The sequence below is a fragment of the Herbaspirillum sp. DW155 genome, from assembly GCF_037076565.1.
Taxonomy (GTDB): domain Bacteria; phylum Pseudomonadota; class Gammaproteobacteria; order Burkholderiales; family Burkholderiaceae_D; genus Herbaspirillum.
The window spans coordinates 1,596,940-1,622,595 of the sequence record NZ_AP029028.1; the positions used below are offsets into that span (position 1 = coordinate 1,596,940).

The window sequence follows — 25,656 nt, forward strand, 5'->3', positions numbered from 1 at the left end:
GGAGAAACGCATGACGCAACAAGACCTGTTCAAACTCAAGCCGCTCTTGGCCATGCTGGCGGCGAGCTTCGCGCTGGCGGCCTGCTCGGTGGGGCCCGATTATGTGCGTCCGCAGATGGACATCGGCCCGGCCGTGTTCAAGGAAGGCCAGAACTGGAAACCAGCCCAGCCGCGCGATCTGGCTGCCGATGGCAAGTGGTGGGAGATGTTCGGCGATGCGCAATTGAATGCGCTGGTGGCCCAGGTGGATATTTCCAACCAGAATCTGGCGCTGGCCGAAGCCAATTTCCGCAGTGCCGTGGCACTGGTGCAGAGCTCGCGCGCGGCCTATTCACCCACGCTGTCGGCCTCGGCCGGAGCCTCGCGGGGCCGCTCGGGCTCGGCCGGCTCCTCCAGCAGCAGTTCCGGTGCCTCCGGCAGCAGTTCCAGTTCGGGCAGCGTGCGCAATGCTTATACCTTCTCGCTGACGGCCTCGTGGGAAGCGGACATCTGGGGCAAGGTGCGGCGCGATGTCGAAGCCAGCCAGGCCAGCGCCCAGGCCAGTGCGGCGGATCTGGCCGCAGCGCGCCTGTCGGCGCAGGCGCAACTGGCGCAGGACTACCTGCAACTGCGCGTGCTGGACGCCCAGCAGCAGGTGCTGGAAGACACGGTGCAGGCTTATCAGCGCTCGTTGCAGGTGACGCAGAATCAATATGCCGCAGGGCTGGTGGCCAAGTCCGACGTGATCCAGGCGCAGACCCAGCTGAAATCGGCCCAGGCCTCGGCGCTGGACAATGGCGTCACGCGCGCCCAGGTCGAGCACGCCATCGCGCTGCTGGTGGGCAAGACCCCGGCCGAATTCTCGCTGCCGCGCGCACCCTTGACGGCGGTGGCGCCGCCGGTGCCGCAGGGCGTGCCCTCGATGCTGCTGGAGCGCCGTCCTGACGTGGCCGCTGCCGAACGCCGCGTGGCCTCGGCCAATGCCAAGATCGGCGTGGCCAAGGCGGCGTATTTCCCCAGCCTCACCTTGTCGGCCTCGGGGGGCTATCAAAGCTCCACCTTCGCCGACTGGTTCACGCTGCCGGGCCGCGTCTGGTCGCTGGGGCCGCAACTGGCGCAGACCATCTTCGACGGCGGCGCGCGCAGTGCCGCCACTGACCAGGCCATCGCCACCTATGACGGCACCGTGGCCACCTACAAGCAGACCGTGCTGACCGCTTTCCAGGAGGTGGAAGACAACCTGGCCGCACTGCGTATCCTGGAACAGGAAGCGGCCGTGCAGGGCGAGGCGCTGCAGGCGGCGCGCCAGGCGGTCACGCTGGTGATGAACCAGTACAAGGCAGGCACGGTGAGCTACGTCAACGTCATCACGGCCCAGGCCACGGCGCTGTCGGCCGAGATCAGCGCCCTGAACATCCTCAATCGCCGCATGGCGGCCAGCGTGTTGCTGGCCAAGGCCTTGGGTGGCGGCTGGGATGCGCACGGCCTGGATGACCTGGGGCCGCTGCAGCAGCAGACTGCCGCGAAGGCCCAGGCGGCGAAGGAGAACGCGGCCCTGCGTTGATCAGGCGGTCACCAACACGGCCGGCAGCGCACCGCGCAAGGCATTGCAGACTACGATCTCCTGCGCGCCTAGCAGGTCGGCGCGGGTGATGACGGTTTCCACCGCGTCCCATTGCGGATCGGCCAGCAGCACCTGCCGCATCACGCCCGGCAGGACGCCGCAGTCCAGCGGCGGCGTGCACCAGCGGCCGGCGATCTTGACGAAGACGTTGCTGCGTCCGCCTTCGGTCAGTTCATCGCGTTCGTTGAAGAAGAGCAGATCGAAGCCGCCGCGCTGTTCGGCCGCCTGCCAGGCGGCGTCGTAGCGCGCGCGCTGGTTGCTCTTGTGGCGCAGGAAGAGGTCACTGCTGTCGGTGGCGGTATCGGCCAGGAACACCTTGACCGGGCCGGCCAGCGCACTCAGCGGCGCATGCTGCACCGTGATGCCGCCCTGGGCATCGAGCGCCAGGCGCAGGCGGTAGGCGGTCTGGTCAGAAAGTTCAGTACAGGCGGTATCGAGCTTGTGCCGGATCGCCGTGGCATCGAAGGGAAAGCCCAGCTGTGAAGCAGAATGCTTCAGCCGCGCCAGATGCAGCGCCAGATGGCGGCAGCCGGTGCGGCTGGCATACATGGTTTCAAAGAGGGTGAAGCTTTGTGCCAGATCTGTGAGAAATCCTGACTTCAGCCGGCATTCCGCAAATTCGGAGGCAGCCTCGCTGTCGTAGACGATACCCGCGCCCACGCCCATCACGCCGCTGCGCACGCCTTGCTGAGGGGCTTGCAGTTCCAGCGTGCGGATCGGCACCGACAGACAAAAATCACCGATGGCATGGCCCCCCGCGCGAGGCGCCTCGAACCAGCCGATGGCGCCGGTATAGAGTCCACGCGGTTCAGTCTCCAGTTCGTGGATGATTTCCATGGTGCGGCGCTTGGGCGCCCCGGTGATCGAACCGCAGGGATAGAGCGCATTGATTGCCTCGGCCAGGGTGGCCTCCTCACGCAGGCGGGCGCGGATGGTGGAGGTCATCTGCAGCACCTGTCCGTAGCGGCGCACGTCGAACAGATGCGGCACCTGTACGGACCCGGGCACGGCCACACGGCCCAGGTCATTGCGCAGCAGGTCGACGATCATGAGGTTCTCGGCGCGGTTTTTTTCATCGGCCGCCAGTGCCAGGGCGCGCTGGGCGTTGATCGTTTCCGCGCCTTCCTGCTGGGGCGGCACGGCGCGCGCCGTGCCCTTCATGGGCTTGGCCTTGAGCGTTCCTTGCTGATGGGCGACGAACAGTTCCGGTGAACACGACAGCACCATGCCGCCCAGCTCATCGCGCACCAGCGCGCCATACGGTACCGGCTGGCGCGCGCGCAGGCGGCGGTAAAGAGTGATTGGATCGCCCAGCACATCGAAGTGCAGGCGATAGGTGTAGTTGACCTGGTAGGTATCACCGGCTGCGATGTAATCGCGGATACGGGCGATGGCTGCACTGAAGGCGGTCTCGTCGACGCTGCTGCGCAGACGGGTGAGGCCGGCGCTGTCGGATCGTGCTTGTGCAGCCAGCCATGCATCCACTTCGGCTGAAGACAGATGCGCGCAATGCGCAAACATGAGCACGCGCGCCAATGGGCCGCACGGCGCACGATGCGGCAAGCCCTGCAGCGCCGCGCCCAGTTCATAGCTCCACAAGGCCACGGCGTGCTGCCCCTCGGCCAGTGCCGTCTGCATCTCTTCGAGCAACGCCGGGAAGTGCGCCGCATCCGTGCAGGCCAGCGTGCGCACATGCCCGGTGTAGAGACGCGAGCGCGGTTCGGCCGGGCTGGCCTGATGGTCATCGAGGAGGGCGAAGCAATCGTTCATGAAGGGCAGTGCAAACAGAAGAGCAGGGAAGACCGCAAGGGCCGGGATGCCGTCTGGCAAGCCGTCGCGGCGCGCGGTCGGCAGCATGATAGCGTAAAAGGTATACTTGAAGGCTTGCCGGGCGGCACGCAAGGCCGCTCAATTGCTGCTCAATTCCCGGTCACTGACGCTGTACGCTGCCGCCGTAGTCTCATCCATCAACCTTGCCGATGCCCATTCCACGCACCTTCATCATTCCCCTGATCGTCGCCTGTGCGCTGTTCATGGAACAGATGGATTCCACTGTCATCTCGACTTCCCTGCCGGCGCTGGCGCTGGACATGCACGTTGATCCGATTTCGCTGAAGCTGGCGCTGACCTCTTACCTGGTCAGCCTGGCGGTCTTCATTCCCATCTCCGGCTGGATGGCCGACCGCTTCGGCTCGCTGACCATCTTCCGTACCGCCATCTGCGTCTTCATGCTGGGCTCCATCCTCTGCGGGATGTCCTCAAGCTTGCCGCAGTTCGTCGCCGCGCGCTTCCTGCAAGGCATAGGCGGGGCCATGATGGTGCCGGTCGGGCGCCTGGTGATTCTGCGCAGCGTGGAGAAGGTCAACCTGGTCAAGGCGCTGTCCTATCTGACCATTCCGGCCTTGTTCGGTCCGGTGCTGGGGCCGCCGCTGGGGGGCTTCATCACCACCTATTTCCACTGGCGCTGGATCTTCTTCATCAATATTCCCATCAGCATCCTGGGCCTCTATCTGGCCACGCGCTTCATCCCTGATCTCAAGGCCGAGCAGGTGGCGCCGCTCGATTTGATGGGCTTCCTTCTTTCGGCGCTGGGCTGCTCGCTGCTGATGATGGGCCTGGCCACGGCCGGGCGGCATCTGGTCTCGGGCGAGATTTCGCTGGCTTGCGTGGTGGCGGGCATGCTGTTCCTGTGCGCCTACGTCTGGCATGCGCGCCGCGCCAGCGCACCCCTGATCGACCTGGCGCTGCTGAAGATTCCGACCTTGCGTGCGGGCGTCTTCGGCGGCTCGCTCTATCGCGTGGGCATCGGCGCCGTCCCCTTCCTGCTGCCGCTGATGCTGCAACTGGGCTTTGGCTATACGCCTTTCCATTCGGGCCTCTTGACCTGCGCCTCGGCCGCCGGAGCGATGTTCATGAAGACCATCGCCGCGCGCTTCCTGCGCCGCCACGGTTTCCGCCGGGTGCTGCTGGTCAACGGCGCGCTGGGCGTGCTGGGCCTGTGCGCCATCGGTGCCTTCACGCCGCAGACGCCGTATCTGGTGATGGTCATCGTCCTGCTCATCGGTGGCTGCTTCCGTTCGCTGCAGTTCACCAGCCTCAATGCGATTTCCTATGCCGACGTCGACAAGCTGCGCCTGAGCCAGGCCACCAGCATGGCCAGCGTGGCCCAGCAGTTGTCCATCGGCATGGGCGTGGTGCTGGCCGGGTTTGCGCTGCAGATGTCCAATGAAATCCAGGGTCATGCCACGCTGGTGGCGCAGGACTTCTGGCCGGCCTTCCTGGTGGTGGGCGCGGTGGCCTCGCTGGCCCTGCTGATGCTGCGCCAGCTGCCACCCAACGCCGGTGCCGAAATGGCGGGGCAGCAAGAGAACAAGCCCGCCTGAGGCCAGCATGCCGGGCCGGGACACAACGAGGAGAACCATGCAGCCCATGACGTACAAGTCCCTGTGGTTTCCGCTGGGCGCGGTCCTGATCTGGGCCGGCAATACCGTCATCAGCAAGATGTCGGCCGGGGTCATCGCGCCGGAAGATATTGCCTTCTATCGCTGGGTGTTGGCCGCGCTGCTGATGTCGCCCTTCCTGGCGCGCCCGGCCTGGGCGGCGCGCGCGCAGATCCGCCCGCATCTGGGCAAGATCCTGGTGCTGGCGCTGCTGGGCATGGTGCTGTTCCAGAGCCTGGCGTATTTCGCTGCGGCCACGGCCTCGGCCACCAGCATGGGCATCATCGCTTCGCTGATGCCTTTGCTCACGCTGATATTGAGCATCAAGCTGCTCTCGGAACCGCCCACGGTGGGCACGCTGGCCGGTGGCATCCTGTCACTCTTCGGACTGGCGGTGCTGATCGGGCGCGGCCATCCGCTGGCGCTGTTCGAGCAGGGCGTGGTCACGGGCGATGTGCTCATGCTGCTGGCCACCATCGCCTATGGCCTGTATGGCGTCATGCTGCGGCGCTGGGCGCTGCCGCTGCGGACCTGGCAGCTGCTGTATATGCAGGTGCTGATGGCGGTGGTGCTGCTTTTCCCCGGCTACCTGCTGGGCCATCATTCGCCGATCACGCGTGATAACCTGCCGATTCTGCTCTATGCGGGCATTGCCGCGTCCATCCTGTCGCAGTTTTTGTGGATGCGCGGCGTGGCGCATCTGGGTGCGAGCCGCTGTGCCATTTTCGTGAACCTGATGCCGGTCTTCACGGTCATCATTGCGGTGGCCGCGCTGGGCGAGCAATTGCACGGCTATCACGCCATCGGCGGCATCATCACGCTGGCCGGCGTGATCATGGCCCAGGTCTTCAGGCAGCGCCTGCGCTGGCGCGTGCGTACCGGCTGATCCACAAGAACAGGAAACAGACATGATCGACCCCGCCATGATCGTCAACTGCACGGTCTACAAGAAGGGCAAGAAACTGCGCGACATCAGCCTCGATGAGATCAGCGACGTGCTGGAAGAGGAGGGCACCTTCGTCTGGCTGGGCCTCTTGGAGCCCAACGTCGAGCTGATGAACAAGATCAAGGAAGAATTCTCGCTGCACGAGCTGGCCGTGGAAGATGCCTACGCGGCCCACCAGCGACCCAAGATCGAGGAATATGGCGACACCCTTTTCGTGGTGTTGCATACGGCCCAGCTGGCCGGTGGCGAAGTGCTCTTCGGCGAGACCCACATCCTGACCGGGCCGCGCTTCGTGGTCACGGTGCGGCATGGCGCCTCGCGCAGCTATGCCAAGGTGCGCGAGCATTGCGAGATGCTGCCCGAGCGCCTCGTGCGCGGGCCCAGCTTCGTGCTCTATTCCATCATGGACTTCGTGGTGGACAATTACCGTCCCATCATGGACGACCTCGAAGCCAAGTTCAGCCAGTACGAGGAACAGCTCTTCAACCCCGGCGCCTTGAGCGGCAAGGCCTACCTGCAGGAGCTGTACCAGTTGAAGCGCCAGCTGATCCGCCTGCGCTCGGCAGCCACGCCCCTGCTGGACGTGTGCACGCAATTGCTGCGTTTCCATGAAGGGCTCATCACCAAGGAAGGCAAGGCCTACTTCCGCGACATCTACGACCACGTGGTGCGCTTCATCGATACCGGCGACCGCCTGCGTGAAATGGTGGAGTCGGCCGTGCAGATCAACCTGGCCCAGGTCACCATCCACCAGAACGAGATCGTCCAGACCCTGGCCGGCTGGGGTGCCATCCTGGCCATCCCGACCATGATCTTCAGCCTCTACGGCATGAACTTCGCGCACATGCCGGGGCTGTCCTGGGAGTGGAGTTTTCCGCTGGTGTTGGGCGGTATCGTCACCGCCTGTACCTTGCTGTGGCGGCGGCTGCGCAAGGCGGGGTGGCTCTGATAAGCCACTGCGCTTCCCCTCATTTGTAAAGAAAACCGGCGGGTGCGGCAAAATGTCGCACCCGCCGGCTCGTTTGTGCCATTACACTGCGCACGCCTCGATAGGCAGCAGGCATTATGTCGCCAGACGTTGAACTCGCGTTGTGAATACGATTCATTTTTCTTGATAATTGCAACAATGTTGCATAAAATGCCGCGCTGACCGCCACGACGGTCATTTCTTGGCGGCAAGGCAGCCACGCACCCAGCCGTCCCACAACACCATCACAAGGGAAAAGATGAAAATGACCGCACTGCGGGCGGCCGTGCTGGGCGCACTCGCCATGAGCCAGGGCCAGCCACTGGCCTGGGGCGCCGATACCACCAGCGCTGCCGATACCGGCCTGGGCCAGATCGTTGTCACCGGCACCGGCGAGCGCCAGCAATACCGCCAGAGCACCACCTCCAGTGCCACCCGCACCGAGACCCCGTTGCAGGAACTGCCGCAGTCGGTGCAGGTGGTTTCGCGTCAGCTGATGGACGACCTGGGCGCCACGCGCCTGGATGACGTGCTGCTCTACGTCAGTGGCGTGGCCAGGCAAAACAATTTCGGCGGGCTGTGGGACAACTATTCGATCCGTGGTTTTTCCGGCAGCGAGAATGGCGGCATGAACATTCTCTGGAACGGCTTCGCCTCCAATCGCGGCTATGCGCCGCCGCGCGATACGGCCAACGTGGAGAGCATCGATTTCCTCAAGGGACCGGCGGCCGCGCTCTACGGCAACAGCGAGCCCGGCGGCACCATCAACGTGGTCACCAAGAAACCGCAGTTCAAGAGCGCCAACAGCCTGGACCTGTCGGTGGACAGCCGTGGCAGCTACCGCAGCGCGGTGGACTCCACCGGCGCGCTCAACAGCGAGGTGGCCTATCGCCTCAATGCCGCCTTCGAGCACAAGAACAGCTTCCGCGACAACGTGAGCAGCGACCGGGAATTTCTTGCGCCGGCCTTCACCTGGGTGCTCAGCGACAGCACCGTGCTGAACTACGAAGGTGAATACCTGCGCCAGAAGGCGCCGCTGGACCGTGGCATCGTCGCAGTCAACGGCAATCTCGGGGTGCTGCCGGTCTCGCGCTTCCTGGGTGAGCCGCGCGATGGCGACATCAAGATGCAGAACACCAACCACCTGCTGACACTGGAACATCGCCTCGACGAGAACTGGCACCTGCGTACCGGCCTGTTCCACAAGGATGGCACGCTGGATGGCTATTCCACCGAAGCCTCGGCCCTGCAGGCCGACAACACCACGCTGCGCCGCCAGCGCCGCTACCGCGATTACAGCTGGCACGATACCTCGCTGCAGGCCGAGCTGGGCGGCAAGTTGCAGACCGGGGGCATTCAGCATGAGGTGCTGGTGGGGACCGAGGTGGACTGGCTGACGCTGGATCAGCGCATGCTGCGTATTGATCCCACTGCTGCAGCACCTTATGCGATCAACATCTACGCGCCGAGCTATGGTCAAGCGCAACCGAATCCGCTTCCGAGGACAAATACCAGTGAGCGACAAATCAGCACGGCCTTCTATGTTCAGGATCAGCTGAGCCTGAACGAGCGTTGGAAAGTGTTGGCCGGGATCCGGTCAGATACATTCCGTTCAACGCTGGACACTCGCAGCATCCTTGGTGCGGTCACCACCACGCGCCAGGACAAGAGCGCCTATTCCCCGCGCCTGGGCCTCACTTACCTGTTCACGCCGTCGTGGTCGGCCTATGCCAGCGCCAGCAAGTCCTTCCGCCCCAACAGCGGCAGCGACGCCAGCGGCAATGCCTTCAGCCCCGAGACCTCACGCGCAGCCGAAGTGGGCCTGAAGTTCCAGAGCGAAGACCAGCGCAGCGGCGCCACCCTGGCCGTCTTCGACATCACCAAGCAGAACGTGCTGACCACCGACCCGGCCAATGCCTCCTTCTCGATTGCCGCCGGCGAAGTGCGCAGCAAGGGCGTGGAACTCGATGCCAATGCGCGCCTGGGCCATCACTGGCGCCTGACCGGCAACCTGGCCTATACCGATGCTTACGTCAGCAAGGACAACACCCTGGCCGTCGGTTCGCGGCTCATCAACGTGCCACGTGTATCGGGAAGTGTACTGGCAGTGTTTGAAGATGTGTCCGCAAGTGGCTCGCCCTACGGTATCGGTGGTGGCCTGAACTACGTGGGCGAGCGTACCGGTGACCAGGCCGGCAGTTTCAGGCTGCCCGGCTACGTGATCGCGCGTGCGCTGGCGTACTGGCAGTTCACGCCCAGGATGAAGCTGTCGCTGGACGTCAACAATCTCTTCAACAAGCGTTACTACAGCAGTTCCTACAATACGGTGTGGATCATGCCGGGTGACGAGCGCACTGCCACACTGGCGCTCAACGTCAAGTTCTGAAGGAGTTTCGCTTGGCCGCTTCACCTCCTGCGCCGCGCCGGCGCGCCCTGCTGGCACTGCTGGCGGCCTGTCCCTGGCCGCTGGCCCGGGCGCACGGCGACGATTCCGGCGCCCAGGTGCACGCCCTCACCGGGGCCGGGAGCGATGTCCTGACCGTGGTCGGACCGTGGGAACTGACCGGGCTGGACCCCTCCTACGCCGGCTACATGTTCACCCGCATGGAAGTCGTGCAGACCCTGCTGGAGGTGGACGATGCCGGCCAGTTGCAGCCGGGCCTGGCCAGCGCCTGGGAGGTCAGCGGCGACGGACTGCAGTGGCGCTTTGCCTTGCCGGCAGGGCGCCGCTACCACGACGGCAGCGAGGTCACGCCCGGGAGCATCCTGGCCTGCCTGCAGCGCGCGAGTGTCCGGCCAGGTGTACTGCAACTGGCCGGGATCAGGGACATGACTGTACAGGGAAGTGAGCTGGTACTGTCTCTGCGCCAGCCCTTTGGTCCGCTGCCTTACCTGCTGACGCATTACTCCACGCAGATCCTGGCACCGGCCAGTTTCGATGCGCAGGGCAAGGTGGTGGCCATCATCGGCAGCGGGCCGTTCCGCATCCGCTCCATCAGCCTGCCGCAGCAGTTCGATGTCGAGCGCGTGCAGGCCGGGCCGGGCAGGGCGGTGCAGCGGGCACGCTACATCAGTGTCTCCCGTGCGGAAACGCGCACGCTGCTGGTCCAGAGCGGCCAGGCCGACCTGGCCTTCTCGCTCGATCCGCCCAGCATCCGTGCGCTGCAGGACAGTGCGCGCGCGGTCCTGCTGTCGGCCATGCTGCCGCGCACGACCATTCTCAAGCTCAACGCCGGCCATCCTTTTCTGGCCGATGTACGGGTACGGCGCGCCATTGCCCTGTGCATCGAGCGCGCGGGGATTGCGCGTGCCCTGTTGCGCGATCCTGAGCTGGGCGCAACGCAACTGTTGCCGCCTTCGCTGGCGCGCTGGCATGACAGTCGTCTCGCCCCCCTGCATACCGATCTCAGGCTGGCACGCCGCCTGCTGGAAGAAGCCGGCTGGCGGCTCAGCGCCGATGGCACGCGCTGGCAGGGTGGCCAGCAGTTGCAACTGAGCCTGACCACCTTCGTGGACCGTCCCGAACTGCCCCTGATCGCCACGGCCCTGCAGGAAGAAATGCGTCAGATCGGCATGGCCGTGCGCGTCGTCATCGGCAATTCCAGCGACATCCCGGCCGGCCATCGCAGCGGACAGTTGCAGATGGCGCTGGCTGCGCGCAACTACGGCAACCTGCCCGACCCGGTGGCCAGCCTCCTGCAGGACTTCGGTCGGCAAGGCGGCGACTGGGGCGCCATGGGCTGGGGCAACGAGGAAGTGCCGGCCTTGCTGGCGCGTCTGGCGGCCATTCCGGCCACTGCCACCGGCCAGGCTGAACGTGGCCGCGCCGAGCGGGAACGTATCGTGGCGATATTGCAGGAGCAGTTGCCGGTGATCCCGGTGGTCTGGTATCGCCAGACCTGTGCGGTCAGCCGCCGCCTGCGCGGCGCCAGCATTGATCCCTTTGAACGCAGTTACCGGATAGCTTCCCTGCAATGGACCTGACCCGCCTCCTGCCGCTGCCGCCGGCCACACGCCGGCAACTGGCCGCCGCCCTCAGCCAGCGCCTGCTGCAAGCCGCCCTGGTGGCGCTGCTGGTCGGTACGCTCTGCTTCTTCATGACGCGCCTGCTGCCGGGCGACATGGCCTACCGCATCGCGGCCGGCCGCTATGGCTACGACATGGTGAGCACCGAAGCGGCCCTGGCCGTGCGCGCCGAACTGGGTCTGGACCAGCCCTGGTACATGGCCCTCGCCCAATGGTGGAGCCGCCTGCTGCATCTGGACCTGGGCGTGTCGCAGGTGACGGCGCTGCCGGTGCTGGCGGAAATCGGCCACCAGCTGGGCCCCACGCTGCGCCTGTCCTGGCTGGCGATGGCCGTGTCCCTGCTGATCGGCCCGACCCTGGGCGTGCTGGCCGGCCTGCATCCCGGTGGCTGGCTCGACCGCGCAACGCTGGCGACGTCTGTGCTCTTGCGGGCCTTGCCGTCCTTCCTGCTGGGGCTGGTCCTGGTGCTGCTGTTTTCGGTGCAGATGGGGGCCTTGCCAGCGGCCGGTCACGGTGACCACGGCGGCATCCTGTTGCCGGCGCTGACCCTGGCGCTGGGGCTGGCGGCGGTGTCCTGCCGGGTGGCGCGCGATGCCATGGTGCAGGTGCGTGGCACGGCCTATTTTGCCTTCGCGCTGACCAAGGGCCTGTCCCCGGCACAGGCCCTGCTGCGCCATGGCGTGCGCAACGTCGCCGCTCCGGTGACCGCTTATCTGGGCGTGCAACTGGTGATGCTGGTGGAGGGCGTGGTGCTGGTCGAGACCATCTTTGCCTGGCCCGGCATCGGTCACGCGCTGGTGCACGCCATCTTCGGGCGCGACGTGCCGATGATCCAGGGCACGGCGCTGGTGCTGGGGCTCCTGTTCGTTCTCTTCAACGCGCTGGTCGATGCGGCCTGCGCTTTCATCGATCCGCGCTGCCGACCATGAGCCTGTCCGCTTCCGATGACCTGCCGGCACCGGCGGCCCGACGCTGGACGCCGGCCCAGGCCGTTGGCCTGGCGCTGCTGGTGTTGATCGTCTTGTTCGCCTGGCTGGGCCCGCTGTGGATCGATGCCGATCCGGCCCGCCAGCAACTGGCGCGATTTCTTGAAGCGCCCAGCCTGGCCCATCCGCTGGGCTATGACCAACTGGGGCGCAACATGCTGGCGCGGCTGGCGCACGGCACGCGCTTGTCGCTGTCGCTGGCGCTGGTGAGCGTGTTGTCGGCGGCCATTCCGGGCGTAGTGATCGGCCTGCTGGCCGCCTGGTGCGGCGGCTGGGTCGAGCGCGTTCTGGCGGCCCTGGCCGATGCGGTACTGGCCTTGCCGGGCCTGCTGCTGGTGCTGTTGCTGGCAGCCTTTGCGCCGGGTGGTTTCTGGCCGCTCTATGTGGGGATCTCGCTGGCCTTGTGGGTGGAGTATTTCCGCGTGGTGCGCGCGGCCAGCCGCATCCTGCTGGCCAGTGAGCAGGTAGAGGCGTCGCGCCTGCTGGGGTTCGGGCCGCTCTATATCGTGCGCTGCCACCTGCTGCCGGCGCTGTTGCCGCGCCTGTTTACGCTGATGCGTTTCGGCCTGGCGGGGGCGGTGCTGGCGATGTCGGCGCTGGGCTTCGTCGGCGTCGGCCTGCAGCCGCCCACGCCGGAACTGGGGGTGATGATGATCGAACTGCTGCCTTATTACCGCGAGGCGCCCTGGCTGGTCGGCGCGCCCGTGCTGGTGCTGTTTGTCACGCTGCTGGCCCTGCTGTTGCTGTCGCCGGGCAAGGAGCCTGCATGAGGTCAATGTCTTCTGAACCGGCCCTGCAGGTGGAGAATCTGGCCGTATTTCATGGCCAGCAAGTCCTGGTGCAGGACATGCATTTTTCCATTCCTGCCGGCGGCGTGCTGACCCTGCTGGGTGAAAGCGGCTCCGGCAAGTCCCTGCTGGCCCAGGCCATCATGGGCAATCTGCCGGCCGGCTTGCGTTGCAGTGGCCGTATCGGCATCGCCGGCGAGGTCAGCGATGCCGCCGATGCCCGCAGCCGCCAGCGCGGCTGGGGCCGGCGTATCGCGTTGCTGCCGCAGGAGCCCTGGCTGGCGCTGGACCCGACCATGACGGTGCTGCACCAGGTGGCCGAGACCTACGAACTGGTCAGCCACGCTGCTGCCGATGGCCACAACGACAGCCTGCGCGCGGGCCGCAGCGGTGCCCGCCTGCTGGCACGCAAGGCATTGGCCAGTCTCGGGCTGCCAGATGCCGCCAACTGCTATCCCTTCATGCTCTCCGGGGGCATGGCCCAGCGCGTGGCGTTTCTGGCCACGCATGCGGCCGGTGCGCCGCTGCTGATTGTCGATGAACCCACCAAGGGGCTGGATGCCGATCATCGCAGCGAGGTGCTGGCCTTGTTGCAGACGGCCCTGCAGCAGGGCATGAGCCTGCTGTGCATTACCCATGATGTGTGGCTGGCGCGCGCGCTCGGTGGCGAGCTGGCGGTGATGCTGGAGGGGCGCATGGTGGAACGCGGGCGGGCCGAGGCACTGCTGGCGCATCCGCAGCATGCCTATACGCGCCGTCTGCTGAGGGCAGACCCGGCCTGCTGGCCGCTGCCCGCGGCGCCGCTGGTGACCACGCCGCGCCCGGTGGTGGCCGAGATCAGCGGGGTCGCCAAGTCGTTCGGGCAGCAGCAGTTGTTCAGTGGCCTCAGTGCGCGCATCCATGCCGGCGAAATCGTGGCCATCAGCGGCCCCAGCGGGGCCGGCAAGACCACCCTGGGCAATATCGTGCTGGGGCTGTTGCAGCCCGATGCGGGGCAGGTCACGCGGGCGGCCGGTCTGGCGCGCACGGCCTTCCAGAAGATCTACCAGGACCCGGCGGCGGCCTTCGCGCCCACCCTGTCGTTGCGCCAGTCGCTCAACGATCTGGTGCGCCTGCACGGGCTGGACTGGCAGCGTCTGGATGATCTGCTGGCGCGCATGCGCGTCTCGCGCACCTTGCTGGATCGCAGGCCGGGCCAGGTCTCGGGCGGCGAGTTGCAGCGCATCGCGCTGGCGCGCGTGCTGCTCATGCGTCCGGCGCTGATCTTTGCGGATGAACCAACCTCGCGCCTGGACCCGCTGACCCAGCAGGAAGTCATGGCGCTGCTGGTCGAAGAGGCCCGGCAAACGGGTAGCGCGGTGCTGCTGGTGACGCATGACGCCGATATCGTTCGTTGCGTGGCCGACCGCCGCTTGCCTCTGCGGCAGGGGGAGGAACCCGCCTGAGCAGGGCAGTGTCCTGTCGCGGCCAGCGGTTCAGGTGCGGTCTTGAGCGCTGTCCTCAGGACTGGAAGGCGAGGACAAGGACAAGGACGAGGGCGAGGCGGGCATCTGGCCGCTCAGCAGCACGTGGATCCATTTTCCTTGGGCCGACGTGGCGCCCTCCGGCAAGAGCATGTAGGACAGGCTCTGCAGCCCGCAATACTGCTCCAGGTAATCGCACGCATGCGCCATGCGGTCACGCAGCTGCGCGATGCTGTCTTTTCCACCGGCTTGCACGGGCAGGAATTCGAAGATCACTTCCGGATGCAGGAAGGCGGTGAGGTGCAGGATGACCTGCTCGGTGTCGGAGGCGTCGGTGCTGAACTCGTGGTGGGCTGGCGTCTCTTCTTCACGCAGCTGGTAGCGGATCAGGCAGCGCATCGTCTACCTCAGGCCGGGGTAATCGCCGATCACGGCCAGGCGCGGGTAATCATGCTGGATGGCCTGGTCGCGGCCTTGTGCCTTGGCACGGTAAAGGGCGGCGTCGGCGGTGTCGATCAGTTCGCGGGCATCGACCTGTCCGCCCTTGCCGCTGGCCAGGCTGGCGGCCCCCACGCTGATGGTGACATGGCCCACCGAGCTGCCTTCATGCGGGATCTTCAGTGCCCGCACGGCCTGGACCAGCCGGTTCGAAATGGCGACCGCACTGGCGGCGTTGCAGTTGGGCAGGATCAGGGCGAATTCCTCGCCACCGTAGCGCGCCACGATGTCGCCCTGGCGGCGCGCCACACTGTTCAAGGCCGTGGCGACCTGCCTCAGGCAGACGTCGCCGGCAGCGTGGCCATAGGTATCGTTGTAGCGCTTGAAGTGGTCCACGTCGACCATGATCAGCGAGAGCGACTCGCCCGAGCGGTTCAGGCGCGCCAGCTCGGCCGTGAGGGCGGCGTCGAAGTAGCGGCGGTTGAAGACGTCGGTCAGGCCATCCTTTTGCGACTGGGCTTCCAGCGTGCGATAGAGTCGTTCCAGTTCGGTGCGGGCAGTGATGGCTTCTAGCTCGGCATTTTCGCGCCCGGCCACCTGGGCCACCAGGCGATTGCCGCCATAGACGATGATGATGAGCAAGACCAGCACCGCGATGCCCCGGATCCAGACGCGTCGCGTCCAGTCTTCCAGCACATCGTCCTTGGCCAGCGCCACCGCCACGAACAAGGGGTACAGCTTGCAATGCTGGAAGCTGGTCAGGCGCACGATGTCGTCGCGCGGCGAGCGCATCTCGAAGCTGCCTTGCTCGCCCTTGCTGAGGTATTTCGTCAGCAGCACCGACTTGGAGATATCCAGCCCGATCGAATAGCTCAGCAGCGGCTGGCGGTAGATGACGGTACCTTCGTTGAGGCCGAACAGGATGGCGCCATCGCGGCCGATGGCAAATTGTTCGTAGTAGCGCTGGAAGTGGCTCAGGTCGACTTCGGCCACCACCACCCCGGCAAAGCTGCCGTCGGCATGGTTCACGCGCCGGCTCATGGTCACCACCCACTGGCTGTTGATGCGGCTGCGCATGGGCTTGCCGATGTAGGCCCGGTCGGTCCGCACGCGCTGGTGGTGCAGGAAATAATCATCCTGGATGTAGCGGTGCTCCAGGTTGGCCTGCGAAGTGCCGATGGCCAGGCCCGTTTCGTCATATACCGTCAGGCTGGCCAGCTGCGCAACGGCCGACACCGAGCCCGCCATGAACTCATGGGTGCGCTGGCGCCCGGCGGTACCGGGGCCGTCATATTCCATGTGCTCCTGGATTCCCCGCAGCACTACGTCGACTTCCTTGAAGGTCTGGTCGGCATGTTGCGTCAATGCGAGCGCCATGTTGGAGGCATTGCGGATCGCTTCGTCGGCGGCCACCTCGTAGGCACGCCAGGCCGACCATGCCTCCAGCACCACGATGATGAGGCAGACCACCACCACGAACAGCTTGGCTGTGCGCGATGCGCGCTGGCTTGTGTGTACTGGCATGTGGCAGCTTTCCCCCGAAACGGCTTTCCCCGGCGCCATTGTTGTGGAACTTGCTGGGCGCGTCTATCAGGGATGTCCTGAACTTGTATGAAGATTAACAGATTCCTCCGTGTCAGTGGCGAGCCTTGCCGGCGGGCAAGGCTTGCTGGTGCATGGGGCATCTGCTGGGGCAGCTTCTCTCAGTCGTAACGACGGCTGAACAGGATGTTGAGGCCATTGATGGTGCCCGCCCGCGCCACCACCGACCAGCGCCGCGAGATCTGCCAGGTGGCCTTGGCGATGCTGGCCGCGCCTTGCAGGCTTTGCTCGTAGCCCAGCGTGATCTTCTCGGTGATGGCCTTGCCCAGGTTGACCACCTGGTCATCGGTCAGTCCCGATTCACTGGAGCCGATGCTGAACTGGTCCAGCCCGAAATCCTTGGCAATGCGCTTGCCGCCCATGTTGCCCACCAGCGCCAGGGCCTGGCTGCTGGCGGTGCGCTGGCCGATGCTGGAACTGTCGGTACCGTGGCCGAACATCATCCAGGACAGCTTTTCGTCGTCCGGTACGTTGGGTTCGGAGACCAGCTGCACACGGGGCTGGTTGGCGTTGCCGGTGACCGAGACGCCGGCTTCGACGTCCTGATTGCGGCGCATGGCCAGGATGTTGATGTTGGGGTTGGCGATGGGCCCCTGGAAGTTGATGATGCCGCGCTCGATATTGAGTTTTGTGCCAAAAGCTTCATAACTGCCCTCGGCCACGTTGATGGTGCCCGTGGCGCGCAGCGGCAGGAGCGGTTCGCTGCGAACGTTCATATCGCCCTGCAAACGCACATCCGCGCCGCTGCCGTGGAAGCGGAAGTCGTTGCCCAGGTCGACCACCAGGTTGATGACCGGGGCGAACCTGCTGGCCGGCTTTTCGGTGGCCGCTTCCAGCTTCTCCTGCGAGGACGCCGCCGCACCGACCCGGTTCCTGCCGCTGCGGCTGACGATGACCACATCCTCACTCAGCTTGGGCGCGCTGCTCTTGGGCAGGTCGAACAGGGCGCGATCCACGGTGAATTTGCCATCCACGTGCAACTGTTCATTGAGGTTGCTGATCCTGCCCACGCCCGAGAGCATCAACTGGCGGTCCGGCGAGGCGAACAGCTCCAGATGGTCGGCCGTCAGGGTGGCGTTGAGGTCGGGGTTGTCCGCGCTCAGCTGGATCTTGCCCCCCGCGCGCAAGGTGCCGCTGCCGCCGTGGAATTCGATCTGGCGCAGATCGATCACGTTGCTGTCCATGACGATGCGCACGATGCCGTCTTTGAGCTGGATGCCCTGGTCGAATTCGGTCACGGCCAGGTTGTCGCCATTGATGGCGCCCGACAGCCGTGGCTGGCCAAGGGTGCCGCCGGCGTTGAGGGTGGCGGCCAGCTTGCCGCTGAGGCTGAGCTGCGGACCGATCAGGTCACCCACGCGCTTGAGCGCGGGTACCTCCAGGCTGGCCTTCAGGTTCAGGGGCGACTCCGCATCCAGCGCCAGCAAGGCATCTACCCGGCGCAGGCCGATCTCGCCGCCCAGGTCCAGGGTGCCGATGCGCGCGGCATTGACGCGCCCGGTGAGGTCCATGCGTTCCCCCCGGAACTGGCTGCGCAGCTGCAGTTCGGACAGCCCCAGCGTGGCTTCGCCCACGCTGGTGGTGACGCGCACGTCGCCCGACTTGCGTGCCACCTGCAGGTAGCCGCTGGCGCTCTCGCCGAGCGTGAAGTCCCAGTCGCTGTCCAGCACCAGGTCGGTCTTGACCGGTGGCGGTGCGCCGGTGAACTGCTGCATCAGTTCCAGCACCCGGCCCACCTCCAGCGCGCGCACCTGACCCGCCGAGGCCAGCCGGCCCTGGCGGTAGGACAGGTGCCTGAGATCGAGGGCAGTGCGGTCGATCTCGATGCGGGTACTGCCGGCGTCGATGCCATCGGCCGAGGCATCGAGCATGAGCGGGCTGGTCATGGCAATGCGCGGCAAGCCCTGGTTGCTGAACTGGTCGAGGCTGCCGGCCCAGCCGTAATGGCCACGGGTCTTTTCGGTGACCTTGCCGTGCGCGGCCAGGTTCAGGTCCAGCACCTGATCGGCCAGCTTGCCCTTGGCTTGCAGGGCCAGGGTGTGGCTGGCGTAGGTGCCATCCAGCTTGATTGCCAGACGTGCCAGCTCGGCTTGCGGACCGCTGTAGCCGTCGCCGTCCAGCGTCAGGGCCAGGCGATTGTCGGGCGAGGCCACGCCGGCGGCCAGGTTGCTGTGCAATTCGCTCTGGCCCGACAGGTGATGCAGCTTGTACGGGCCGAAGGCCAGTTGCTCAGCCTGGAAGCTGGCCAGCAGGTTGGGCCGTTCGCGCGTGCCGCTGAGGATGCCCTCCACGCGCAGCAGGCCCGCCAGTCCATAGCCCAGTCTGGTCAGTTGCGGGGCATCGACCTTGAGTTTGAGCTTGTCGCGCGCGCTGCCGAAGCTGCCGTCGAGATCCAGCGTATTGCCGGCGATCTGCACGTGGGCGCTGCTGGGCAACAGGTGCAGGCCGGCCAGCTGGATGTCGCCCTGGCCGCTCATGGGCAGCTCGCCATAGCTGCTGTCGTGGATGCGGAAACCGAGCTTGAGCCTGAGTTCGGGAGACAGTGCACCGGCCGCATCGAAATCCATGTTGATGCGTGCGGCCACCGGCGTGGAGGTGGTTTTGTTCACATTACCCTTGCGGCCTTTGCCCGCAGGCGCCGGGTTCACCGCCCGCAGAACGGCGGTCGGGTCGAAATCGACCAGCCGGCCCTTGAAGGCATAATCCATGGCCCCGGCGGTCTGCAGCGTGCCGGACGTCTCCAGGCGCGATTTGCCTGCGGTGAGCGAGGCTTCGCGCAGTTGTACGCGGTCTGCACCGATGAGGCTGTCCACGCGCAGTTTCAGGGTGCTGTCCTGCAGGGTCAGCAGGACATTCTGGGCATCGGGTGCCAGGGTCAGCTCCACCGGGCCGGAAAGCCGCGTCGGACGCACCTGGCGATGTAGCTGGTTCAGGTCCAGATCGCTGACGCGCAGCTTGAACTGGCCGGCCAGCGGTTCTTCCTTGCCGGGCTCGCTGCTGCCGGGGCGGAACTGGCCGCTGCCCTCGATGCGCCCCTCGTGCGGCAGGCGGATCGCCAGCCGCGAGAGGGTTTGCTGTTGCAGGTCCAGCTTCAGGTCGGCACTGGCCGAGAGCAGCGGCAGCAGTTGCTGGTCCAGACTGCCGGGGCGGGCGTTGTCGAGTTCGATGCGGCCCGCCACCTGCAGCGCTGCATCCGCGGCCAGGCCGGCAGGCGGCGCCAGGTCGGCGCGCAGGGTCAGGTCGGCGGCCGGGGCGGCGGCGTTGAAAGCTTGCGGATTGATGTGCTGCAGGTCGATCCTGGCGCGCTTGAGCGGCACGCCGGCAAAAGGTGTGGCAAGGATGTCCGCGTTGCCCTTGAGCTTGTCCCCAGCGGCGGTGAGGGCGATGCCCAGTTCCCGCAGCGAGCCGGACAATTGCGCGGCCAGCTGGTATTGCTCCTTGTTCTGGCCTTGCTGATAGCTGCCTGCCAGTTCCACCCCGCCGCCGATGGCGAAGGGCGCTTTGCCGTTCAGATGAAGCAGGGCGGTGGCGTCGCCATAGGGCGTGGCAAGGCTGTCCAGCACCAGGGTGTGCTGCACGCCGTCGGAGTTGCCGTGCAATTTGAGTCGCGCGAGTTCGGTGGTGGAGGTGCCTTCGGTCAGGCTCAGGCTGGCCACGCTGATTTCCTTGATCTGCAGTGCCAGCGGGATCTCCAGCGAGGCCGGCAGCTTGCTCGGTTCGGACGGCGAAGGCTGCTGGTTCAGCCGCACCTTGCCTACGCGCAGATGGTCGACGCTGAACTGGCGGCGCAGCAGCGCCAGGTGCCAGCGGGCATCGATGCTGTCGATGTCGAGGATGCGTTTTTCATCCTGGTAGTGCAGGTCGCGCAGGCGCAGGCCGTCGGCCACGGTACCGCCCAGCAGCTGGCCGGAGAGCTTGCCGTCGAGGGCCTTGACGGCGCCATTCCAGAGCAGGCGGGCACCGCTTTCGGTATGGGTGGCGTAGAGGGCGGTGCCGGCAGTGGCCAGCACCAGCACGGCCATGGTCGCGCCGCTCCAGGCGGCAATACGCCGGAGGTGGCGGCGCGGTGACGGGGCCGAAGGGGGCTGCTGCGGATCGGTGTGCGGGTCGCTCATGCTGGGTGGTGATTCGAATTCAGGTCAACGAGAGGCTGGCGGGCTTGCATGCTGCCCTAGAAGGCGATGCCCAGCGAAATGTGCGGCCGGATCTGGCGCTTCTGGATGCCATAGGCCAGGTCCAGGTTGAGCGTGCCCACCGGACTGCGCCAGCGCGCCCCGCTGCCCACGCCATGATAGAAGGTCTTGTTGCTCCAGTTGTCGGCGGCGGCGCCGACGTCGTAGAACACCGCTGCGCCCCAGTGTTCGCTGAACCAGCGCTGATATTCGGAACTGCCCACGGCCAGGTACTTGGTCGGGTAGACGGTGCCATTCTGCTCGTTGCCGATGCTCTGGTAGCTGTAGCCGCGCACCGAATCATTGCCACCGGTGCGAAACAGCAGCGAGGGCGGCACCGCACCGGCGCTGCCGGCCGTGAAGACCCCGCCCAGCTCGGCCCGCAGCACCACGACGTCGCGCTTGCCGACCGGTACGAACTGCTTGAAGCGGCCGTACAGGCGCGAGAAGGTCTGGTCGGTCAGCAATCCCTTGAGGGCGAATCCGGCTTCCAGTGTCAGCAGATTGCCCCGGCGCGGGAAGATCGGATCATCCACATTGCGGCGCGACCAGGCAAAACCCGGTACCAGCGCACGGTGCTTGCCGGGCGTGACGATGGTATTGGCGGGCAGGGTGGCGCCGTTTTCCTGGCTCAGTTCATCGCGATAGTAGGTCAGCGAATAGGTGGTGTCGTAGTTCTCGCTGTTGCGTGCGCGCTTGAAACCGACCTGCTGGCTGCGCAGATCGACGCCTTCGAGCTTGGTACGGTCGTAGGAGGTATTGAGGCTGTTGACGAAGGCTTTGTCATCCGGCGGCATGGCCAGCGACAGCACGCCATACTGGCGTTTCTGTTCCAGCCGCAACTGGCTGTCGAAGACGTAGGCCTTGTTGAACACGTTGTAATGCGAATAGCGGCCCTCGATCTGGGCGCCCGTGTCGGTGCTGTAGCCGACGCCGGCACGGATGCGCTGGGCCGGGAATTCGGTGACCTGCACCTTCACCGGAGTTTGATCCGGGTGCTCGGGATCATCATCGATGGCCACGATGGCATTGGAGAAATAGGGCGTGTTCTGGATCTGCCGCTGCAGCGCCAGCAGACGATTGACGTCATACGGTTCGCCCACGACCAGCGGACTGACGTTGCGGATGATGCTTTCCGGATAGCGCCGGGTTCCGGTGATCTGCAGCGGTCCCAGCGTGAAGGCCGGGCCGCTGTCATAGCGCACGGCCAGGTCGGCCTGGTGTTCCTCGGGATCGACGCGCGCCTCGGAACGGGCGATGCGGGCGGCGGCGTATTTCCTTTGTTGCAGCTTCTCCAGGCCGGCGTTCTTTGCGCGGTCCCAGTCTTCCTGGCGGAAGGGCTGGCCGACCGGCAGCGACCAGTCTGCACGCAGGCCCGCTATGGTCGGCTGGTCTTCACGCGCAGCCGCGCCGGTCACGCTGATGTCGGCCGAACTGATCTCGGTGCGCGGGCCGGGGTCCACGCTGATGGTGATGTGGCGCAGCGCCTCCTTGCCGTCGGCAGCCGCACCATCCTGCGCGCTGACCTTGGTGACGGGCGTGAAATAACCCTCCGTGGAGGTCAGTTCGCGCACCTGGTCGCCGACGGTATCCATCATGAACTTGAGCTGTTCATCGCTGATGTCGTCACGGTCCTGATAGCGCGAGATATCCAGGAAATCCTTGAGCAACGACTGCACTGGCCTGGGGGCGTCGATCTGTACTTTGTAGGCCGCATGGGCGGTGTCGGCGGCGCACCAGAGGAAGGCGATGGCCAGGCTGCGGGTCCAAGTCATTGATTCACTGCATCATCGGTTGTCGGTTGAGGCGGCCGGCCTGACGCGCCGCGCGGCAAGTCAGGTAGGATGAGGGCTGGCGGCGCACGCCACCCAGGCCTGACCCGCACGCGGCGCGGATAGTTCCTGGCCGGGGCAGGCGGCGGGCGGTTCATTTCCGGGTCGCCCCGGGTGTCGTCCTGCGACGTTGGTCGGGCGCCCGCCACTTGCGTCATGGCCTGATGGAGAGCCCCGGGGGCGCTCCATCCTGTTCATCCCGCTATTGTAATGCCCCGGCACCGCCTGCCGGGCGGCAGACTATCGAAGGAGATTCATGTGAGCAGTACCAGCAGTGTGAGTACGGAGACCTATTCTGAAAAAGCCACCTGCGAGCGCCTGCTGTGGGTGCATCGCTGGACCGACAAGCTGTTGAGCTTTCGCACCACGCGCCCGGCGGGCTATCGCTTCACCGCCGGCCAGTTCGCCCGCCTGGGACTGGAGATCGACGGCGAGGTCGTCTCGCGCGCCTATTCGATCACTTCCGCAGAAGGCGATGACTACCTGGAGTACTACGCCATCATCGTCCCTGAAGGAAAGTTCACATCAGCCCTGAACCGGCTCCAGCCGGGCGATTCCGTCTGGGTGGAAAAGCTCAGTTATGGCTTCATGACGGCCGACCGTTTCAGCGATGGCCAGCAGTTGTGGATGCTGGCCACCGGTACCGGGCTGGGGCCTTATGTCTCGATCCTGCAGCAGCCCGAGGTATGGCAACGCTTCGCCGACCTGATCGTGGTGCACGGCGTGCGCCAGCGTGAGGAGCTGGCCTATGCCGAGACCTTCGCCCGGCTGCAGCAGCAGGCCGGTGAGCAGGGCTGGCCGGCGCGACTGCATCTGCTGCGCTGCGTGACGCGGGACGGCAATCTGCCGGCCGAGCCGGGCTGGCTGGCCGGACGCATCACGACCCTGCTCAGGGAGGGGCGGCTGGAGCAGGCCGCCGGTCTGAGCCTGAGCCCGGAACACAGCCGCGTCATGGCCTGCGGCAATCCGGACATGGTGACCGAGGTGCGCGAGCTGCTGCGCGAACGCGGCATGACCCCCTTGCGGCGCACCGGCGGCGGGCAGTTCGTGACCGAGGATTATTGGTGAGGAGGGTGGCGTCGGTAGCGCAGATGAGGATGGCAGCGAGAAATTCGAGGGAACTTCACAGAATATCGAACTATAGAACAAACAATTTTCTAGTATCTGCACTAAAAGCTGTGGATCGAATATTTTCTATTGACACCTCGAATTAATTCGAAATTTTGGTGATAAAACGCAGTTTTCTTTCTATTTTCTCCAGATTTTCTCTATCTCCTAGGGATGGAAGTTTTCGCGATGCCGTTGCGGCATCGCCCGAGACGGGGAGCCGACATCGATGCAGACAAATCGAGGGCCGAAAGCCGAGGCAAACCATAGGGAGCAGGAGCCGGGTAATGACGTTGCGGAGTCGCCACCTATCAGTCAATTGAACCATTTGGGGGTAGCATGAATTTGAAGAAAGTCCTGCACGTTGCCATTGCCGATGATCATCCCATCGTGCTGGGGGCGCTCAGGGGTGAGCTGGCGCGCCTGCCGGAGATCCGCATCGACCTGGAGGTGGAGAACGGCGAGGCTTTGATCAGCGCGCTCAAGCGCGCGCCCTGCGAGATCGTCATCACCGACTTCGCCATGCCGGCCGATGACAGCGACGAGTCTGATGGTTTCGCGCTGGTCAAGCGGCTCAAGACCGAGCATCCCTCCACCAAGGTGATCGTCTATACCGCCATGAACAATGGCGCCGTGATCCGCCGCCTGTATCGCATGGGCGTCTTCGCCGTCATCAACAAGCGTGAAAAGACCGACGAACTGATCAACGCCTGCCTGGCCACGCAGAGCAGCAAGCAGCTGTACTTCCCGGTGTCGTTGCGGGGTGAGCTGGAGATGAGCTGGGCGCAAGGTGAAGGGTTCGGTCTGGTGCGCGAGCTGACCCAGAGCGAGCTGGAGGTGGTGCGCCTGTTCGTGGAGGGGCAGACGCTGGGTGAAATCTGCGAGCGGCTCTCCCGTACGCCCAGCACCATCAGTACCCACAAGAACAATGCCATGCGCAAGCTGGGCTTGAGTACGGATGCGGAGCTGATCAAGTATGCGTATTCGACGGGGATGATCAACTGAACGGCCTGTCCCCGGCGCCGCGAGCACGGTGCCGGGGCACCTGTATTGCCGGGGCCCATTCAGGAGGATTTGGACCGTAGATTAACGGGAAGCCAAAACAAAAAGCCCGGTCACCAGGACCGGGCTTTTTGCTTGAATCTTTGGGGTGGCTGATGGGACTCGAACCCACGACGACAGGAATCACAATCCTGGACTCTACCAACTGAGCTACAGCCACCGTCGACTGTCAGACAGACTTGCGTCCGTCATCAAGTAAGCGAAAGATTATACAAACACTTGAGGGCAATGGCAACATAATTTCAATGCAAATTGGCAATTGCCCTGAAATTTCTTTCCAGTCATTCCTGCAACGGCATCATCGGCCGGCTTGCGGCTGCAAGGCCTGCACCGGCGGGTCGAGCCTGAGCAGGCCGTTGAAAGCCTGTTCCAGCGTCGAGCGGCTGGCCGTGGTGAAGCCGGCCAGCGAGCCGGTGGCGGCCTGGCCGAACAGGCCCTGGGTCTCCAGCAGGCGCTGCAATTGCCGGGTCACGGCCTGGCCGGTATCGATGACGTCCGGTACGGCACCCGCCAGGTGCCGGCAGACGCTTTCGATGGCCGGGCGCACGAAGGGGTAGTGCGTGCAGCCCAGCACCAGCGTGTCGGCGCCTTGTTCGAGCAGCGGCGCCAGGTAGCGTTCCAGCAGTTGTGCCGTGGCCGGGGAGTGCAGTTCGCCTTTCTCGATCAGGTTCACCAGGCCGACGCAGGCTTGCGGCAGGTAGCGGACCTGGTATTGCGCCTCCATCTGCGCCTGCAGCGCGGCAAAGCGCTGGCTGGTCAGCGTGCTGCGCGTGGCCAGCACGCCCACGATGCCGCTGCGGGTTTGCTGGGCAGCCGGCTTGAGGCCGGGTTCGATGCCCACCACCACCAGTTGCGGCCAGCGTGTGCGGATGGCCTGGATGGCGGCTGCCGTGGCGGTATTGCAGGCCACCACCAGGGCTTTCACGCCTTGTTCAAGCAGGAAGGACGCAATGATCAGCGAGCGCTCCACGATCTGCGCACAGGTCTTGTCGCCATAGGGCGCATAGCCGGAGTCGGCAAAGTAGAGCAGCTGTTCGCGGGGCAGGGCGGCGTGGATGTGCCGCAGCACCGACAGGCCGCCGATGCCGGAATCGAAAATGCCGACCGCAGCGTTGGCTGCGGCCGGCATCGGGGTACTGCTGGCGGACCCTGCGGCAGAAGGCGCACTGACCTGCTTGACGGCTTCATTCATGGTGCTGCGCGCGCTCCTGCTGCAAGGTTTGC

Annotated in this window: 17 protein-coding genes and 1 tRNA gene; 11 read left to right on the top strand and 7 right to left on the bottom strand. The window is 65.4% G+C overall.

All coding sequences use genetic code 11. The features are described from left to right. The first annotated feature begins 10 nt into the window (after nt 1-10). Nucleotides 11-1,543 (top strand): efflux transporter outer membrane subunit, encoded by a 1,533-nt coding sequence (locus AACH55_RS07135; RefSeq protein ID WP_338718750.1) that lies wholly within the window; start codon nt 11-13, stop codon nt 1,541-1,543. Here the strand turns inward: AACH55_RS07135 and AACH55_RS07140 are convergent, their stop codons facing one another. Continuing rightward, nucleotides 1,544-3,373 (bottom strand): bifunctional anthranilate synthase component I family protein/class IV aminotransferase, encoded by a 1,830-nt coding sequence (locus tag AACH55_RS07140; protein ID WP_338720211.1) that lies wholly within the window; start codon nt 3,371-3,373, stop codon nt 1,544-1,546. A gap of 209 nt (nt 3,374-3,582) precedes the next feature. On the opposite strand from AACH55_RS07140, the gene AACH55_RS07145 reads away from it, so the two are divergent. The 8 genes from AACH55_RS07145 to AACH55_RS07180 all read left to right on the top strand — a co-directional run bounded on the left by AACH55_RS07145 (nt 3,583) and on the right by AACH55_RS07180 (nt 14,201). Further along, the gene (locus AACH55_RS07145; RefSeq protein ID WP_338718751.1) at nt 3,583-4,986 is read left to right on the top strand and encodes a DHA2 family efflux MFS transporter permease subunit; all 1,404 of its coding nucleotides are present in this window, start codon (nt 3,583-3,585) and stop codon (nt 4,984-4,986) included. A 46-nt stretch (nt 4,987-5,032) separates the two neighbouring features. Beyond that, nucleotides 5,033-5,929, top strand: coding sequence for a DMT family transporter (locus AACH55_RS07150; RefSeq protein WP_338718752.1), 897 nt, complete (start codon nt 5,033-5,035; stop codon nt 5,927-5,929). A 22-nt stretch (nt 5,930-5,951) separates the two neighbouring features. Further along, complete coding sequence (locus AACH55_RS07155) at nt 5,952-6,938, top strand: magnesium and cobalt transport protein CorA (protein WP_338718753.1); 987 nt, start codon at nt 5,952-5,954, stop codon at nt 6,936-6,938. A gap of 277 nt (nt 6,939-7,215) precedes the next feature. After that, a complete protein-coding gene (locus AACH55_RS07160) occupies nt 7,216-9,342 on the top strand; it encodes a TonB-dependent siderophore receptor (RefSeq protein WP_338718754.1) in 2,127 nt (708 codons plus the stop codon). Nucleotides 9,343-9,353: 11 nt separating this feature from the next. Next, nucleotides 9,354-10,940: an ABC transporter substrate-binding protein gene (locus tag AACH55_RS07165; RefSeq protein WP_338718755.1), complete on the top strand. Its 1,587-nt coding sequence runs from the start codon at nt 9,354-9,356 to the stop codon at nt 10,938-10,940. Further along, nucleotides 10,931-11,911 carry an ABC transporter permease gene (locus tag AACH55_RS07170; protein ID WP_338718757.1) on the top strand — a complete coding sequence of 327 codons (981 nt, stop codon included), beginning with the start codon at nt 10,931-10,933 and terminating at the stop codon, nt 11,909-11,911. The genes AACH55_RS07165 and AACH55_RS07170 overlap by 10 nt, the downstream gene beginning before the upstream one ends. Further along, complete coding sequence (locus tag AACH55_RS07175) at nt 11,908-12,738, top strand: ABC transporter permease (protein ID WP_338718758.1); 831 nt, start codon at nt 11,908-11,910, stop codon at nt 12,736-12,738. Before AACH55_RS07170 ends, AACH55_RS07175 begins: the two co-directional genes overlap by 4 nt. After that, nucleotides 12,735-14,201 carry an ATP-binding cassette domain-containing protein gene (locus AACH55_RS07180; RefSeq protein WP_338718759.1) on the top strand — a complete coding sequence of 489 codons (1,467 nt, stop codon included), beginning with the start codon at nt 12,735-12,737 and terminating at the stop codon, nt 14,199-14,201. Before AACH55_RS07175 ends, AACH55_RS07180 begins: the two co-directional genes overlap by 4 nt. A 30-nt stretch (nt 14,202-14,231) precedes the next feature. Here the strand turns inward: AACH55_RS07180 and AACH55_RS07185 are convergent, their stop codons facing one another. From AACH55_RS07185 to AACH55_RS07200, 4 genes are all read right to left on the bottom strand, one after another. Continuing rightward, complete coding sequence (locus AACH55_RS07185; protein ID WP_338718760.1) at nt 14,232-14,618, bottom strand: hypothetical protein; 387 nt, start codon at nt 14,616-14,618, stop codon at nt 14,232-14,234. A 3-nt stretch (nt 14,619-14,621) separates the two neighbouring features. Further along, the gene (locus AACH55_RS07190) at nt 14,622-16,181 is read right to left on the bottom strand and encodes a sensor domain-containing diguanylate cyclase (RefSeq protein WP_338718761.1); all 1,560 of its coding nucleotides are present in this window, start codon (nt 16,179-16,181) and stop codon (nt 14,622-14,624) included. Nucleotides 16,182-16,360: 179 nt separating this feature from the next. Further along, nucleotides 16,361-20,374, bottom strand: a complete 4,014-nt coding sequence (locus AACH55_RS07195) for a translocation/assembly module TamB domain-containing protein (RefSeq protein ID WP_338718762.1) — start codon at nt 20,372-20,374, stop codon at nt 16,361-16,363. A 56-nt stretch (nt 20,375-20,430) separates the two neighbouring features. Next, nucleotides 20,431-22,206, bottom strand: coding sequence for an autotransporter assembly complex family protein (locus AACH55_RS07200; RefSeq protein ID WP_338718763.1), 1,776 nt, complete (start codon nt 22,204-22,206; stop codon nt 20,431-20,433). Nucleotides 22,207-22,521: 315 nt separating this feature from the next. Here AACH55_RS07200 and AACH55_RS07205 point away from each other — a divergent pair, with 315 nt between their 5' ends. Beyond that, nucleotides 22,522-23,331, top strand: coding sequence for a ferredoxin--NADP reductase (locus AACH55_RS07205; RefSeq protein ID WP_338718764.1), 810 nt, complete (start codon nt 22,522-22,524; stop codon nt 23,329-23,331). Between the two features lie 378 nt (nt 23,332-23,709). Continuing rightward, nucleotides 23,710-24,375 (top strand): response regulator transcription factor, encoded by a 666-nt coding sequence (locus AACH55_RS07210; protein WP_338718765.1) that lies wholly within the window; start codon nt 23,710-23,712, stop codon nt 24,373-24,375. 141 nt (nt 24,376-24,516) lie between these two features. Here AACH55_RS07210 and AACH55_RS07215 read toward each other — a convergent pair. Both AACH55_RS07215 and murI read right to left on the bottom strand, forming a co-directional pair. Next, nucleotides 24,517-24,592 (bottom strand) — tRNA-His (locus AACH55_RS07215). 138 nt (nt 24,593-24,730) lie between these two features. Next, the gene (murI, locus tag AACH55_RS07220; protein ID WP_338718766.1) at nt 24,731-25,624 is read right to left on the bottom strand and encodes a glutamate racemase; all 894 of its coding nucleotides are present in this window, start codon (nt 25,622-25,624) and stop codon (nt 24,731-24,733) included. Nucleotides 25,625-25,656: the final 32 nt, after the last annotated feature.